At 65.3% G+C, this 14912-nt stretch carries 13 protein-coding genes and 1 tRNA gene; 5 read left to right on the top strand and 9 right to left on the bottom strand.

Annotation, left to right across the window (positions count from 1 at the left end):
* The first annotated feature begins 237 nt into the window (after positions 1 to 237).
* A complete protein-coding gene (locus tag PSO31014_RS16705) occupies positions 238 to 1254 on the top strand; it encodes a serine/threonine protein kinase (RefSeq protein ID WP_150552636.1) in 1017 nt (338 codons plus the stop codon).
* 187 nt (positions 1255 to 1441) lie between these two features.
* On the opposite strand, the gene PSO31014_RS16695 is transcribed toward PSO31014_RS16705, so the two are convergent.
* Positions 1442 to 1900, bottom strand: coding sequence for a metal-dependent hydrolase (locus PSO31014_RS16695; RefSeq protein WP_150552634.1), 459 nt, complete (start codon positions 1898 to 1900; stop codon positions 1442 to 1444).
* 360 nt (positions 1901 to 2260) lie between these two features.
* Here PSO31014_RS16695 and PSO31014_RS16690 point away from each other — a divergent pair, with 360 nt between their 5' ends.
* The 3 genes from PSO31014_RS16690 (at position 2261) to PSO31014_RS16680 (ending at position 4189) form a co-directional block, all read left to right on the top strand.
* Positions 2261 to 2989 (top strand): transporter, encoded by a 729-nt coding sequence (locus tag PSO31014_RS16690; RefSeq protein ID WP_150552633.1) that lies wholly within the window; start codon positions 2261 to 2263, stop codon positions 2987 to 2989.
* Between the two features lie 153 nt (positions 2990 to 3142).
* Positions 3143 to 3219, top strand: a tRNA-Met gene (locus PSO31014_RS16685).
* A gap of 157 nt (positions 3220 to 3376) precedes the next feature.
* Complete coding sequence (locus tag PSO31014_RS16680; RefSeq protein ID WP_150552632.1) at positions 3377 to 4189, top strand: methyltransferase domain-containing protein; 813 nt, start codon at positions 3377 to 3379, stop codon at positions 4187 to 4189.
* A 65-nt stretch (positions 4190 to 4254) separates the two neighbouring features.
* On the opposite strand, the gene PSO31014_RS16675 is transcribed toward PSO31014_RS16680, so the two are convergent.
* Both PSO31014_RS16675 and PSO31014_RS16670 read right to left on the bottom strand, forming a co-directional pair.
* The gene (locus tag PSO31014_RS16675; RefSeq protein ID WP_150552631.1) at positions 4255 to 5253 is read right to left on the bottom strand and encodes a bifunctional helix-turn-helix transcriptional regulator/GNAT family N-acetyltransferase; all 999 of its coding nucleotides are present in this window, start codon (positions 5251 to 5253) and stop codon (positions 4255 to 4257) included.
* Positions 5254 to 5389: 136 nt separating this feature from the next.
* The gene (locus PSO31014_RS16670; RefSeq protein ID WP_246176725.1) at positions 5390 to 5725 is read right to left on the bottom strand and encodes a hypothetical protein; all 336 of its coding nucleotides are present in this window, start codon (positions 5723 to 5725) and stop codon (positions 5390 to 5392) included.
* 296 nt (positions 5726 to 6021) lie between these two features.
* Here PSO31014_RS16670 and PSO31014_RS16665 point away from each other — a divergent pair, with 296 nt between their 5' ends.
* Positions 6022 to 6363, top strand: a complete 342-nt coding sequence (locus PSO31014_RS16665) for a zinc ribbon domain-containing protein YjdM (RefSeq protein ID WP_017233894.1) — start codon at positions 6022 to 6024, stop codon at positions 6361 to 6363.
* A 23-nt stretch (positions 6364 to 6386) separates the two neighbouring features.
* Here PSO31014_RS16665 and PSO31014_RS16660 read toward each other — a convergent pair whose 3' ends face one another.
* From PSO31014_RS16660 to nirB, 6 genes are all read right to left on the bottom strand, one after another.
* Positions 6387 to 7565, bottom strand: a complete 1179-nt coding sequence (locus tag PSO31014_RS16660; RefSeq protein ID WP_150552629.1) for a CmpA/NrtA family ABC transporter substrate-binding protein — start codon at positions 7563 to 7565, stop codon at positions 6387 to 6389.
* Between the two features lie 9 nt (positions 7566 to 7574).
* Positions 7575 to 8150 (bottom strand): ANTAR domain-containing response regulator, encoded by a 576-nt coding sequence (locus PSO31014_RS16655; RefSeq protein WP_150552652.1) that lies wholly within the window; start codon positions 8148 to 8150, stop codon positions 7575 to 7577.
* 248 nt (positions 8151 to 8398) lie between these two features.
* On the bottom strand, positions 8399 to 9202 hold the full coding sequence (gene cobA / locus PSO31014_RS16650) for a uroporphyrinogen-III C-methyltransferase (RefSeq protein ID WP_150552628.1): 804 nt from the start codon (positions 9200 to 9202) through the stop codon (positions 8399 to 8401).
* 90 nt (positions 9203 to 9292) lie between these two features.
* Positions 9293 to 12010: a nitrate reductase gene (locus PSO31014_RS16645; RefSeq protein WP_150552627.1), complete on the bottom strand. Its 2718-nt coding sequence runs from the start codon at positions 12008 to 12010 to the stop codon at positions 9293 to 9295.
* Positions 12011 to 12057: 47 nt separating this feature from the next.
* Complete coding sequence (nirD, locus tag PSO31014_RS16640; RefSeq protein WP_150552626.1) at positions 12058 to 12423, bottom strand: nitrite reductase small subunit NirD; 366 nt, start codon at positions 12421 to 12423, stop codon at positions 12058 to 12060.
* A 10-nt stretch (positions 12424 to 12433) separates the two neighbouring features.
* Entirely contained in the window at positions 12434 to 14893 is a 2460-nt protein-coding gene (gene nirB / locus PSO31014_RS16635; RefSeq protein WP_150552625.1) for a nitrite reductase large subunit NirB, read from the bottom strand.
* Positions 14894 to 14912: the final 19 nt, after the last annotated feature.

The following is a 14912-nucleotide window of genomic DNA, read 5'->3' as shown; positions in this document are numbered from 1 at the left end:
CAGGCTTTCCAGCCCGTCGCCTCCACCGCTTCGCCGCTTTCGCTGCGTCGCCGTCGTTGCGAGAGACGGAATATTAGACAGGTTCGACGAACCACGCAAGCCCTTTGTGAAACTTTTTTGAACGCGGGGTAATTTTCTGCGTTTTCGCGTTCCTGTTCCACCGCGTCCTATCTGTATCCAGACGCTATAGAGAAGAGAACCGGCGCCCATCGCACTGCCTTTGGCACAATAGCGCCCATGAACACCGATCTTTCCCAAGACCAAGACGCCTCCGGGCCCGCGCATCCTTTCTCCACTCTCCTGCCCGACACCGTCATTGCCGCCGTCGAGCGGCTTGGCTATTTCAGCGACGGGCGCCTGCTCGCCCTCAACAGTTATGAGAACCGCGTCTATCAGGTAGGGATGGAAGACGGCCCGCCGCTCATCGCGAAGTTCTATCGCCCCCAGCGCTGGACCGACGACGCCATCCTGGAGGAGCACGCCTTCACACAAGCGCTCGCCCATCAGGAGATCCCGGTCGTTGCCCCGCTCGAGACGCAAGGCACGACCCTGCACCATTTCAACGGTTTCCGCTTCGCCCTCTTCCCCCGACGCGGCGGCCGAGCCCCCGAACTGCAGGATCCCGACACGATCAATTGGCTCGGTCGCTTTCTCGGCCGTATCCACGCAGTCGGCGCCATCCAGCCGTTCCGGCACCGCATCACCCTGGACATCGACACGTACGGACGCACCCCGGTCGACTACCTGTGGGCGAGCGACTTCATTCCGAACGACCTGCGCGACGCCTGGCGCAGCATTGTCGACCTGGCGCTCGCCGGTGTCGCGCGCGCTTACGAGCGGGCTGGCGACGTGAAACTGCTGCGCGTACACGGCGACTGTCATGGCGGCAACGTCTTGTGGACCGATGCAGGCCCGCACTTCGTCGATTTCGACGACACGTGCATGGCGCCAGCGATGCAGGATCTGTGGATGCTGCTTTCGGGCACGCGCGAAGAGATGACGGTCCAGCTCGATGAAGTCCTTTCCGGCTACGAGGACTTTGCCGACTTCAACCCGCGCGAGCTGCATCTCACAGAAGCCTTGCGAACGCTGCGCCTGCTGCACTATAGCGCCTGGCTGGCCCGGCGCTGGGACGATCCGGCGTTCCCCGCCGCCTTTCCGTGGTTCAACACGCAGCGCTACTGGCAGGACCGCATCCTGGAGCTTCGCGAACAGGTTGCCCTCATGGACGAGCCGCCGTTGCCCTGGCGCTGACCGATATCCGCGCGGGCCGACTCGCGGGCCTGTCAGCCGAGTTGGCCGAGTTGGCCGAGTTGATCGAGTTGATCGAGTTGATCGAGTTGATCGAGTTGGCCGTGTCAGCCGACGCCGCTACCGCTGGTTCCGCTGCTTTCACCGCGTTCACTTCCTCCTCAGCTTGCGCCGGCACGTCCGCCCGCACTCACCACCATCGCCACATGGCGAACGCGAGTGCCCCGGCCACGCACCACTCCGCCGCCGACCCGGTCGTCACGTAAAGCGGCGAACGGAAGCGCGTTCGCAACGGCCAGCACAGCGGCACGCCGGACGGCGTGAGCCAATCGGCCAGCAGATGTGACAAATACCCGGCCGCCAACGCAAGCATCCACACCGGCACATGGCCCCAGCCATACAGGCAGCCCACGACCGCCAGGATCGGCAGCAGCAGCGAATGCGTCATGCCGCGATGGCCGAAAAGACCGGAGACCAAAAGCGACACCGGCGCGACTCGGCGTCCCAGCATGCTCTTCGGGTGATCGATGTCGGGCAGCAATGCGCCAACGAGCGTCAAGGGCCAAGCGTGGACGCTGGCGGCCCACCCGGTGCGATGCATCAGCCAAGTTGCGCCGATACCGAAAATGAGATGACTTCTGGCTTGCATGGTGAGTCGGCGGCGGTGCGCCCGGCCCCGCTAAAAAGGGCCCGAAGTCTACCACTCGATACCCGACGTAGGCAGCCTCGGCGTCCCTTTCGTGCCCCGCTTCCCCCTCACATCTCCACCGCTGCGCCTCTCCACGTCTCTATCCCCTACCTCCCTACGTCTCTACGTCTCTACCGCCCTGCCTGCCAGCCTCCCACCCCGAAGCCCGGTCAACAAGCAACGCTCCCAAGACACGAATCTCGAATACCGCACATTCGGCGGGTTTCGGTTGACCGTGTCACACGCCCCCCCGTACGATCCGCGCGACGGATTTCCAGACTTACGCACCGGGACACACCCATCGCCCCGCAGGAGTTCTCAATGAAGAAGTTTCTGATGCTTGCCGCAGCGCTCGCGCCGCTTGCCGCTCACGCCACCAACCCGCTTGTAACGGACGACACCGGCACACAGGACACCGGTAACTGGCAGCTCGAGCTGAACAGCGAGTGGATAACCATGCCGAGCGCGCGTCAACAACAATGGAACAACACACTGACGTACGGCGTGCTGCCCAACCTCGACGTGGCTATCCAGGCGCCGTACCAACGCACGCGACCGGATGGCGAAGGCTGGACCAGCGGCGTTACCGACCTCCAGTTGCAAGCCAAATGGCGCTTCCTCGAAACCGAGCAGTGGAGCCTCGGCCTGAAGCCGTTCGTCTCGCTGCCGACGGCCAGTCGGGATCGTGGCCTCGGCAATGGGCGCGCGACCACCGGCGCCAATCTGTTGATGCAATACACCCTCGATCGCTGGACGTTCCTGGCCAACGCCGGCTATACGTGGAACAACAACGGCGCCGGTAACCGACAGAGCCTGTGGAACGCGTCCACGGCCGTGCTTTTCAGTGCGACGGACACCGTGCGTCTGGTTGCCGACATCGGTCTCGCGACCAATTCGGACGCCACAACCCGGACAAAGCCCGCTTACGCGCTGGTCGGCGCGATCTACAGCCCGACGAAGGACCTCGATCTGGACGTCGGTTACAAACGCGGCCTGAACCCGGCGTCGCTCTCGCACTCGGTGCAGGCGGGCGCCACGATCCGCTGGTGAGCACCGCCACGAGGTTGACTTCCGAGTGATGCGACGTGCGCGCGGGAGGCCGCAAAAATGCACACGTCGCGCATGTTTTTCCGAGGCCCACAAAATTAATGTCATAAATGCTTGACACGATGCGCGGAATTCTCGTATTATTTAGTTCTCAGACGCGGGGTGGAGCAGTCTGGCAGCTCGTCGGGCTCATAACCCGAAGGTCACAGGTTCAAATCCTGTCCCCGCAACCAAATTCGAAAGCCCGTCGGCCGCAAGGTCGACGGGCTTTTGTCATTCCAGGCGATCCTCCCCGCCGATGAATGCCGCAACGAGCGAGTCGTGGCCCGCCTAGAATGAAAAGCCGGCGGGGCAACCCGGAACCGTCGGCAGTGCATTCAAGGGGGCATCATGCTCGAGCCCGACAAGGTATTTGCAGGGTCGATTCCGAAGTGCTACGACACGCTGATGGTGCCGTTAATCTTCGAGACCTACGCCGTCGATACGGCAGCGATCGTCGCTGCCGTATCGCCCAAGTCCATCCTTGAGACAGCAGCCGGCAGCGGCGCGGTCACGCGAGCGCTCGCCCCGAAGCTTGGCGCTGACGCGCGCTACGTGGTGACCGACCTCAATCAGCCGATGCTCGATTACGCGGCCGGCAGGCAACCGACCGACGCCCGGATCGAATGGAAACAGGCCGACGCGCTCGCCTTGCCGTTCGACGATGCGTCGTTCGACGTCGTTTTCTGCCAATTCGGCGCGATGTTTTTTCCCGATAGAGCCGCCGGCTATGCCGAGGCACGTCGCATGCTGACGCCGGGCGGGCGCTTCGTCTTCACCGTCTGGGATCGCATCGAGGAGAACGCCTTCGCCGACGAGATCACTCAAGCCATTGGCGCATTGTTCCCGCGCGACCCGCCGAGATTCCTCGCTCGCACGCCGCACGGTTATTACGACGTCGCACGCATCCGGGAGGACCTAAGCCGCGCCGGGTTCGTCCACATGACGATCGAAACTCGCGAGAAGGTGAGTTACGCGGCCTCTGCTCGCGACGTCGCCACGGCCTATTGCCTCGGAACGCCGCTGCGCAACGAAATCGAAGCACGCGACGCCAGCTTGCTTCAACTCGCCACCGACCGGGCGACGCAGGCAATAGCCGAGCACCACGGCAACGGTCCGGTGGCAGGCAAAATTCAGGCGCATGTGATCGTGGCGACGGGGTAGCGGCAACGTCCCCCGTCGTCACGGCATCGGCGAGGCTCGCGCCGGTGTGCTGGTGCGCAGACAGCCTAAGCAGGCGAGCGCGACGACGGTGAAGTACCCGCGGCGCGACGGCAAAACCGTTGCTCGACAACCCGGCTCCCCCATTGCTCGCCTTCGGATTCGTCGGTCAGCGCAAAGCCGAACGACTCGTACAAATGACGCGCGGCATCGAGCCCCTTGAACGTCCATAGGTACGTTTCGCGAAAGCGCGCGTCGACGAAGGCCATGGCCTGCGCCATCAGACGCCGCCCAACCCCGGCCCCACGCAACGAATCGTCGACGATGAACCAGCGCAAATGCGCGACACCGGTATCAAGGTCGCCGTCGATCGCGAGCGAGGCCAGCGTGCGCCCATTCCCCACATGGCGCCACAGCGCTTTGCCTTCGGCGGGCAACGCGCTGGCGAACGCCGCCAGCTCCGTTGCCACCTTCTTCTCGAAAAACACGCCAAACCCCCAGTGTTCTGCGTAAAAGCGCGCGTGCAGGCTGGCAATGTCGCCGATACACCCCGGCTGATAGCCTTCGACCACTTGTGCGGAGACTTCCCCCTCGATCGCGCCTTTGGCCGAGTTGTCCTGTGCGAGCGCGTCCGCGTACAGGGCAAGCGCCCGGACCAGGGCCGCCTGATCCGCGGGCACGATGCGCCGCAGCGCGCTGGACACCTGATCGGTCGCAAAGCGGTCGATCTTGCTTCGAAGCCGCTGCCCCGCGTCGGTCAGGGAGAGTTCGGAGGCACGCGCGTCGTTGCTTGCCGTCGCGCGCCTCACGAGCCCGCTGGCCTCGAGCTTCGCCACTTGCCGGCTAGTGTTCGATTTATCCAGCCGCAGCAGGTTGCCAAGGTCCTTGGCACTGATCCCGGGCGTCGCCCCGATCTCGATGATGGCGTGAACCGCCGACGGCGCGAGATCGCTGTCGGCCAGCGTCGTTCGCATGAAGCCGAGTTCGCGAACCAGTCGACGCGAGAAGTCGCGGAGTTCCAGAATCTCCGCTTCGCGAGGCTTGCCAGGTAGATCGACGATATCCATATCTCAACCCCTATCAGTTGTGCATCGCAACCAATATAGTTGCGATACGCAACTTGCGCAAGCCGCTGATTGTGCCTGCCCGTGCCCGGCAAGCGAGGAAGACCGCCCAGCGTGACCGAGCGCCGCCGTCACGGCGTCATTGACCGCCACCCAGCAAATCGTGCGCATCCAGGATCGCGTAAGCGATACCGGGACGACTATCGAGGCATCGGCGAACCGCGGCGGGAATCGACGCCTGGAGCTTCCGGCAAAGGCCCGGTTTGGCCACCAACCGAATACTGATGCCTCGGACCGTCCGGACTTCGTTCACACTCGGCGCGATCTGCAGCGAAATCCCGAGCTGGGCCTGCATCAAATCGGCTACGCGTTGCAGATCGGCGTAACTGGTCACGGCTTCGATGCGCGCGATCAGCCGTTTCTCCTCCGCCTGCGTCAACAGCAGGAGGCGGCGATCACCGTGCGGGTCTTGCATGAGGCTTTCCCGATCACAGGTACAGGCGCCCGGGGGGCATTCCTTGCGGATTGGGAAGCGGGTCTCGTCGACCATAGAATACGAACAGAAGGCGTTGGCGGGACTGATATCGAATTTGCATTATCGATCGTTCGAGTGTCCGTAATCCGGTTGCTTGAATCAATTAGGGATGTCATCGAAGCCCGACCGTGATCGCGGCGCCCTGTCACGGGAGCACCGCTGCCCGGGCAAATCCGCCGACAGCGATATAATTTCGCGCTTTGATCGCCTTCGTCGGCCTTTCAGGATCCATCGACATGAGTACTTTGCCCGCTTGCCCGAAATGCAACTCCGAATTCACGTACGAAGACGGGGGGGTCTACATTTGCCCCGAGTGCGCGCATGAATGGTCGGCACAGGCTGCCGCATCAACGGAACCCACCGAACGCGTCTATCGCGACGCCACCGGAACGCTCTTGCAGAATGGCGATACGGTCACCGTTATCAAGGACTTGAAGCCGAAGGGGTCGGGTGGCGTCATCAAGATGGGCACCAAGGTGAAGAACATTCGGCTGGTGGACAGCGACCACGATATCGATTGCAAGATCGACGGCTTTGGCGCCATGAGTCTGAAATCGGAATTCGTCAAAAAGGTCTGATCCGGTCGCCACGCCGGTCGACATCACCGGGCCCGAATATCGAACCCATCGACGTACGCGCGTAAATCGCCGGCGACGGCCGCATCCCAGGCCTTGCCGTCGCAAAGCACCTCGTGCGCTGGCGTGGCCTCCACCGGCACGGCCTCGGCACGTGCCGCCGCCTCGAACAGCGCCGTCTGGCTCACCGCTGCCGCCGTTTGCGCGGCACCGGCCACCGCCGCATCGCCCACCATCCCCCAACGACGATATTGCGCGATGAACCACATGCCATCCGACGGATGCGGGTAATTCACCACGCCTTCGTCGAAGAAGCTCACGGGCAGCAACGCATGCCGTCCTTGCAGGCGACCGAAGTCGCCCAGCAGACGCGCCGCGATCAGGTCGCGTGGCGCCCCGACCCACGCCGGCTCCGCCAGCCATCCCGCCGCTTCCGCCCGATGCCCGGGCATATCCAGCCAGCGGCATGCGCTGAGCAGCGTGCGCACCAGCGCCTGTGCCGTTTTCGGATAGCGCGACACAAAGTCCCGGCGGCAGGCCAGCACCTTCTCAGGATGATTCGGCCAAATGTCGCTCGACACCACGACCGTGCGCCCCAGCCCGCGCGCCTGGGCCACGGCATGCCACGGCTCGCCGCAGCAAAACCCGTCGAGCCCGCCCTCTTCCATCGCGGCGACCATATGCGCCGGGGGGATCACGATGCTGGAGATCTCGGTGAGCGGATCGATGCCCTGCGCGGCAAACCAGTAATTGAGAAACATCGCGTGCGTGCCCGTCGGGAACGTCTGCGCGAAGACCGGCTTGCGCCCGAGCGACGCCAGCGCCGCGCGCAAGTCGCCCGTGCGCGCCATCGCCTCGGCCAGCGACGGCGTGACCGTCACCGCCTGCCCGTTGCGATTGAGCACCATGAGCACGGCCATGTCTTCGCGTGGGCCGCCAATACCCAACTGCACGCCGTACACGAGGCCATACAGCGAGTGCGCGGCATCCAGCTCGCCCGTGAGCAGCTTGTCGCGCACCGCCGCCCACGACGACTCGCGGCTCAGCTCCAGGGTCAGCCCGTGCTCGTGCCCCAGCTCCAGACGCTTCGCGACGACCAGCGGCGCCGCATCGGACAGCGCGATGAACCCCACGCGCAGATGACGTTTCTCTGGCGCACCGTCCGGCAATTGTGCGTCAGAAGCCAACCATGATGACGTCGACATGAGCAGTGTCTATCCCAGTAATTCGGCAATCGAGACGAGCTGGCGCGCCACTTCGACGAGCTTCTCGCCCTGATCCATCGCCCGTTTGCGCAGGATGGCGTAGGCCTCCTGCTCGGAAATCTTGCGTCGGTCCATCAGCAGCCGCTTGGCGCGGTCGATCAGCTTTCGGTCGGCCAGTTCGGTCTCGGCCTTGGCCAGTCGTGCGCGCAGCTTTTCCTCATGGGCGAAGCGCGCAAGCGCCACTTCGAGAATCGGCGCGAGCCGGTCTGCCGCCAGTCCCTCGACGGAGTATGCCGTCACCCCGGCATCGACGGCCGCACGAATCAGCGATTGATTGCCGTCGGCCGAGAACATCAGCACCGGACGCGGCGCCGCCGCGTTCATCACCGCGAGTTGTTCCAGCGTGTCGCGCGACGGCGATTCGGTATCGATGATGACGACGTCCGGGCGCTCACTCTCCACCACACGCGGCAGCGCCTGCGGCTTGGCGACTTCCACCAGCATCTCGCACCCCAGACGCGCGAGCTCAGTCCGCAACTCGCCAATCGGCTTGTCGGTATCGGTGACGAGCAGTACGCGCAGCATGCCGTGCGCCCCCGCTGTCGTGACAGGGGCGGCAGGGACTGCGGCTTTGCGGGGCGTGTCGGCCTGAGGATCGACGTCCCCGGCATCCGGTGTTTTCGGCAAGTTCGTGGGGGCCAATGCGCTCGGCCGGTCAGTGAAATTCCATCGACAACGCCGTGGCGGGGCAGCATCGGCTGCGACGCGTCGGCGATGTCTCGTGCGCTAGTCGAACGCGCGCTGTCCAGTATAGGTAGTGAAGATACAACGCATCAGGCCGCTCTGGCGATGACGTCGCGCACCGTGTCCGCGGCGACATCCCCGTCATCGACACTCGTCGCCATACTCGGCTCGACCGCCGCGAGTGCCGCTTCACCGACCGCGCCGCCCACGAGCAGGACGGTCGGGCTCGCAAACCCCGCGGCGCGAACGTCGGCCGCCAGCCGGCCCAGTGACGTGACCATTCGCCGCTCTTGCGGCGAGCCCGCCCACTGCACCGCCCCCGCCGGGGTTGCCGCATCGAGATGCGCCAACAGCGTTTCGCTCAGTTCCTCGACCCGATGCAGGCCCATGTAGATCGCCAGCGTGGTGCCGGTCGCCGCGAGCGCCGCCCAGTTGGGGGCACTGCCGTCCTGCCGGTGCGCGGTGACGAACGTCACGCCCGCACAGTGGTCGCGATGGGTGAGCGACATCCCCAAACCGGCCGCCGCCGCGAACGCCGACGACACCCCGTTGACGATCTCCACCGGCACCCCCGCGCGACGCAGCGCCGAGATTTCCTCGCCCGCACGCCCGAACATCAGCGCGTCGCCCCCCTTCACGCGCACCACGTGCGCGCCGCGTCGCGCAAAGCGGCACATCAGGCGTTCGATGAAAGCCTGTGGCGTCGAGCGGCAGCCGCCGCGCTTGCCCACGGCAATCACGCGTGCCTGCGGCGCGAGCGTGGCGATCTCCGGATTGGCCAGATCGTCGACGAGCAGCACATCGGCCTCTCCGAGCACGCGTGCCGCGCGCAACGTCAGCAGATCCAGCGCGCCGGGACCGGCGCTCAGCAGGGTGACTTTGCCGTTCTTCATGATCGTTCTCCCTCAATTCCTCGATGTTCTGCATGTCGCCCAATTCAAATCCCGTCGGTACGTTCACGATGCGCCGCCCATGCCCCGGCCTCAAGCGACATTCGTCGCGAACGGCTGCGTCGCAGCGTTGACCGGCGCAGCGCACATGCGCTGCAACTCCGGCACACACGAGCCGCAGACCGTCCCGCAGCCGAGCCTCGCCTTAAGCTGTGCGACGTCCGCTCCCGCGCCGATCGCCGCGTTGATGCTCGACGCCGTCACGGACTTGCACTGGCACACCGTGCGATCGCGTGGCACAGCCGGTCCGCTGTCGGCCACGAAGACCGCATGGCGCGCGCGCGTCCAGGGCGACGTTTCGCGAACACGCGCGAGCAGCGACGTCGACGCGGCGACATCGGCTTCACTGCCCGCCACCAGCACGCCGTCGATCAAGGTGTCGCACCATGCCACGCGCTTGGTCATCGACCGGCGCGCATCGCGATACTCCAGCAGCGATTCGTCGCGCGGCAGGGCCAGCGCCGTGTGCAAGCGCTCCAGCCAGTCGGCGTCCGGCTCGCTGTCGGCGGCCATGACCACGATCCGGTCGTCACCCTCCAGACGCACCGTCGCGAAGCGCCGCTCGGCCAGCAGCGGCTGCACCGCCGCGTGCAATTGCAGGGCGTCGCCGCGCCGCACCGCCGCCACCCGCCACGGCAGCGCGAGCGGATCGACGCGCACGGCGGCGTGCTTCAGTTCGGGCTGCTTCGAATACTTGTCGACGGCGCCGAGGGTCGTGTCGTTCACGCCCCCGCCGCCGAGAAACTGTCCGCTCCAGTGCATCGGCACGAACACCGTGCCCGAGGCGACGTCGTCGCTCACGGCCAGCGTCAACACCCGCTCGCCGCGACGGCTCGACAGCCGCACGACATCGCCCGCGCGCAGGCTGCGACGCGCCGCGTCGGCCGGATGCATGGTGAGCGCCGGCTCGGGTGCGTGCTCGAACAACTGCCCCACACGCCCCGTGCGACTCATGCCGTGCCACTGATCGCGCAAGCGGCCGGTAATCAGTCGCAGCGGATGACGGGCATTGATCGGCTCGGCCACCGGTTGGTATTCGAACGCATGAAAACGTGCACGGCCGTCGCTCGTAGCGAACACGCCGTCCTCGTAGCGGCGCGCAACGCCCTGCGACGCGCCGGCCGGAAACGGCCAATGTTGCGGTCCGCGCTGCTCGAGCAACGCGTAATCGATACCGCCGATGTCGAGGTCGCGTCCCACGGTGAGCGCGCGATGCTCGTCGAAGATGATCTCGATGGACGAGAACGCGAACGGTTCGGGCGACGCGGCGAGCTTGGGTGCAAGACGCCGGGCGACCTCGCTGGCAATCCACCAGTCGGCCCGGGTCTCTCCCGGCGCCGAGACGGCAGCCCGCACGCGCGAGATGCGCCGCTCCGAGTTCGTGACCGTGCCCGCCTTCTCGCCCCAGCTCGTTGCGGGCAGCAGCACGTCGGCATAAGGAACGGTGTCCGTCTGGTGAAACGCCTCCTGCACCACGACGAACTCCGCGGCAGCGAGCGCTTCACGCACGCGTTCACTGTCCGGCATCGAGTGCACGGGGTTCGTGCACGCAATCCAGATCGCTTTGATACGGCCGTCGCGCACGGCATCGAACATCTCCACGGCGGGCAGGCCCGGCTTGTCGGACAGCCCCTGCACGCCCCAAAGCTGCTCGATCTCCGCGCGATGCGCCGCGTTGCCGATCTCGCGATGTGCGGCGAGCATGGTGGCCATCCCGCCGACTTCACGGCCGCCCATCGCATTGGGCTGACCGGTGAGCGAGAACGGCCCGGCGCCCGGGCGTCCGATCTGCGCGGTGGCCAGATGCAGATGGATGAGCGCGAGATTCTTCTCGGTGCCGTGGCTCGATTGATTCAGTCCCATGCAGTAAAGCGACAGCGCCGCCGGGCTCTCGCCAAACCAGTCGGCCGCCTGACGCAATGCAGACTCTTCAATGCCGCAGATATCGGCCACGAGTTGCGGCGTATAGCCGCGCAGCATCTGCTTGAGCGCATCGAAGCCTTCGGTGTGGGCGTCAATGTAGCGCCGGTCGATGCGTCCTTCCCAGATCAGGTGATGCAGCATGCCGTGAAACAGGGCAACGTCGGTGCCCGGCACGATGGCCAGATGCAGATCGGCCATCGCCGCCGTATCGGTGCGGCGCGGATCGACGACGATCCAGCGAATCGACGGATCGGCCGCCTTGGCCGCTTCGAGTCGACGGAACAGCACCGGGTGCGCGTAGGCCATGTTGCTGCCGGCGAACAGCACGGTGCGGGCCGCTTCGAGATCGTCGTAGCAGGTGGGCGGGCCGTCTGCGCCGAGCGCCATCTTATAGGCGCTCACGGCGCTCGACATGCACAGTCGCGAGTTCGTGTCGATGTTGTTGGTGCGCACCAGCCCCTTGGCGAGCTTGTTGAAGACGTAATAGTCCTCGGTCAACAACTGTCCCGACACGTAGAACGCGACGGCGTCCGGGCCATGCCGACGGATGACATCGGCAAAGCGCGATGCCACCGTCTCCAGCGCGGCGTCCCAACTGGCGGGCGCGCGCTCGGCGTCGCGCGTGGTGCGCAGCTCGGGTGTCAGCACGCGTCCGGCAAGCGACTGTGCGGTGAGCGGCAACGTCATGCCCTTGCTGCACAGACGCCCGAAGTTCGCCGGATGCGCCGGGTCGCCCTGCACACCGACGATGCGCTCGCCGTCGCTCTCGACGAGCATGCCGCAACCGACGCCGCAGTAGCAGCAGGTGGTTTGCGTGAGGGTTGTCATGGGGGGCTCCGGCAATCGCGAGGGGTCAGGGGGTCGGGGGGAGCGGGTCAAGCGGCAGCCGTCGCCGCGCCCACCTCGGTACCGATCGCCTGGTCGAGCGACACATACACCTCGCCCGCGTCGATCCGCACGGCGAAGCGCTCTGCACAGCCCACATCGGGTGCGCAGGCTTCGCCGGTCGTCAGGTCGATGTTCCAGGCGTGCAGCGGGCACGTGACCTTCTCGCCGTGCACGATGCCCTGCGAGAGCGCCCCGCCCTTGTGCGGGCACTTGTCGCGCAGCGCGAAGACCTTGTCGCTCTCTGAGCGAAAGAGCGCGATGTCGCCGCTCGGATGGGTCAGCACGCGCGTGCCCAGGCGCGGGATCGCGCCCACGTCGCAGACATGCAGCCAGATCGGTTTGGATTGCGTCATGGTGTTCTCCTCAGGCAGTCGCGGGCTCGATGCTCACTGGCACGGTCGAGGTCAGCGGACGGTATTCATTGGCTTGCGCCCCGTTGATACGCGCTTGCCACGGGTCGGGCAGGCCATCGAGCGAGAACAGCAGCCGTTCGTACAGCGCGCGACGATTGGCGGCATCGTTCACCACGCGTTGCTTCACGTAGTCGAGGCCCACCCGGTCGAGGTAATGCACCGTGCGGTCGAGGTAATAGGCTTCCTCGCGATAGAGCTGGAGAAATGCGCCCGTGTACTCCTTGACCTCGTCGGCGGTCTTCACCTTGACGAGGAACTGCGCGACTTCGGTCTTGATGCCGCCGTTGCCGCCGACATACAGCTCCCACCCCGAGTCGACCGCAATCACGCCCACGTCCTTGATCCCGGCCTCGGCGCAATTGCGCGGGCAGCCGGACACGGCCAGCTTGACCTTGTGGGGCGACCACATGTTCGCGAGCATGGTCTCGAGATCAATGCCCATCTGCGTGCTGTTCTGCGTGCCGAAGCGGCAGAATTCGCTGCCCACGCACGTCTTCACGGTGCGGATCGACTTGCCGTAGGCGTGTCCCGACGGCATACCGAGGTCGCGCCAGACGCTCACGAGATCTTCCTTCTTCACGCCGAGCAAATCGATACGCTGACCGCCCGTGACCTTGACCATCGGAATCTGGTACTTGTCCGCCACGTCGGCGATGCGGCGCAGCTCGCTCGCGTTCGTCACGCCACCCTTCATCTGCGGGATGACGGAGAACGTGTTGTCCTTCTGGATGTTGGCGTGCACGCGCTCGTTGACGAAGCGGCTTTGCGGATCGTCAACGGCTTCCTTCGGCCACGTGCTGAGCATGTAGTAGTTCAGCGCCGGACGGCACGTGGCGCACCCGTTGGGCGTGCGCCATTCGAGGAAGTCGAAGGCGGCGCGGTGGGACGTGAGGTGATGCTCACGCACCGCGCGACGCACGTCGGCATGCGACAGATCCGTGCAACCGCACACCGCCTTCTCCTTCGGTGCCGCGTCGTAGGTCGAGCCCAGCGTGCTCATCAGGATCTGTTCGCACAGCCCGGCGCACGAACCGCACGAGCTGGCGGCCTTCGTGTGCTTCTTGACTTCGTCGAGCGTGAACAGACCCTTCTCGGTGATCGCCTTGACGATCGTGCCCTTGCACACGCCGTTGCAGCCGCACACTTCATCGGTATCGGACATCGCCGACGCGCGGTTCTGCCCTTGCGTGCCAACGTCGCCCACGCTCGACTCGCCGAACATGATGCGTTCGCGCAACTCGCCCAGCGAACGCCCGTCGCGCAACAGCTTGAAGTACCAGGCGCCGTCGGCCGTGTCGCCATACAGGCACGCGCCGACGAGCTTGTCGTCGCGAATCACCAGCTTCTTGTAGACGCCGCTCGCGGGATCGGACAACACGATCTCCTCGGTGCCTTCGCCGCCGAGAAAGTCGCCCGCCGAAAACAGGTCGATGCCCGTGACCTTGAGCTTCGTCGACAACACCGAGCCGCGATAGCTGCCGATGCCCATGAGCGCGAGGTGGTTGGCGCAGACCTTGGCCTGCTCGAACAGCGGGGCCACGAGACCGTAGGCCACGCCGCGATGGCTCACGCATTCGCCCACGGCGTAGATGCGCGGATCGTAGGTTTGCAGCGTGTCGGACACAACAATGCCACGGGCGCAATACAGACCCGCCGCTTCGGCCAATGTCGTGTTCGGCCGAATTCCTGCGGCCATCACAACGAGGTCGGCGTCGATTTCTTCGCCGTTGCTGAACTTCACGGCCCGCACGCTGCCGTTGCCGTCGTCGAGAATCGCTGCCGTTTGATGCGACAGCCGGAATGCGAGACCGCGCGCTTCGAGCGATTGCTGCAACAGCTTGCCCGCCGTACTGTCGAGTTGGCGTTCGAGCAAGGTGTCGGCCAGGTGCACAACGGTGACGTCCATGCCGCGCAGCTTGAGACCGTTGGCCGCCTCGAGTCCGAGCAGACCGCCGCCGATCACGACCGCATGACGCTTCATGCTCGCCGTCTCGATCATGATCTCGGTATCGCGAATGTCGCGATAGCTGATCACGCCAGCGAGATCCTTGCCGGGCACCGGCAGAATGAACGGGCTGGAGCCGGTGGCGATCAACAGACGGTCGTACGGCGCCTCGGTGCCGTCGGCGCAACGCACGACACGGCGCGGTCGATCGATCTGCGTGACTTCCTTGCCCAGATGCAACGTGATGCCCTTCTCGGCATACCAGTCGAGCGGATTGAGCACGATGTCGGCGAACGATTGCTCTCCGGCGAGCACCGGTGAGAGCAGGATCCGGTTGTAGTTCGGATGCGGCTCGGCACCGAATACGGTGATGTCGTACTGATGCGGTGCGATTTCCAGCAGCTCTTCGAGCGTGCGGATGCCGGCCATGCCGTTGCCGATGACGACCAGACGAGGTTTGCGCATGCTGTCTTCTCCTGTTGCA

Origin of the sequence: Pandoraea soli, assembly GCF_902459595.1 — a bacterium.
GTDB classification, from domain to species: domain Bacteria; phylum Pseudomonadota; class Gammaproteobacteria; order Burkholderiales; family Burkholderiaceae; genus Pandoraea; species Pandoraea cepalis.
Note: the sequence above shows the minus strand (reverse complement) of the source record. Positions and strands in the feature narration are given on the sequence as shown.

Coding starts and splice junctions, on each gene's coding strand:
- PSO31014_RS16705 (WP_150552636.1), top strand. CDS start 238: ATGAACACCGATCTTTCCCAAGACCAAGACGCCTCCGGGCCCGCGCAT.
- PSO31014_RS16695 (WP_150552634.1), bottom strand. CDS start 1,900: ATGCAAGCCAGAAGTCATCTCATTTTCGGTATCGGCGCAACTTGGCTG.
- PSO31014_RS16690 (WP_150552633.1), top strand. CDS start 2,261: ATGAAGAAGTTTCTGATGCTTGCCGCAGCGCTCGCGCCGCTTGCCGCT.
- PSO31014_RS16680 (WP_150552632.1), top strand. CDS start 3,377: ATGCTCGAGCCCGACAAGGTATTTGCAGGGTCGATTCCGAAGTGCTAC.
- PSO31014_RS16675 (WP_150552631.1), bottom strand. CDS start 5,253: ATGGATATCGTCGATCTACCTGGCAAGCCTCGCGAAGCGGAGATTCTG.
- PSO31014_RS16670 (WP_246176725.1), bottom strand. CDS start 5,725: ATGCAAGACCCGCACGGTGATCGCCGCCTCCTGCTGTTGACGCAGGCG.
- PSO31014_RS16665 (WP_017233894.1), top strand. CDS start 6,022: ATGAGTACTTTGCCCGCTTGCCCGAAATGCAACTCCGAATTCACGTAC.
- PSO31014_RS16660 (WP_150552629.1), bottom strand. CDS start 7,565: ATGTCGACGTCATCATGGTTGGCTTCTGACGCACAATTGCCGGACGGT.
- PSO31014_RS16655 (WP_150552652.1), bottom strand. CDS start 8,150: ATGCTGCGCGTACTGCTCGTCACCGATACCGACAAGCCGATTGGCGAG.
- cobA (WP_150552628.1), bottom strand. CDS start 9,202: ATGAAGAACGGCAAAGTCACCCTGCTGAGCGCCGGTCCCGGCGCGCTG.
- PSO31014_RS16645 (WP_150552627.1), bottom strand. CDS start 12,010: ATGACAACCCTCACGCAAACCACCTGCTGCTACTGCGGCGTCGGTTGC.
- nirD (WP_150552626.1), bottom strand. CDS start 12,423: ATGACGCAATCCAAACCGATCTGGCTGCATGTCTGCGACGTGGGCGCG.
- nirB (WP_150552625.1), bottom strand. CDS start 14,893: ATGCGCAAACCTCGTCTGGTCGTCATCGGCAACGGCATGGCCGGCATC.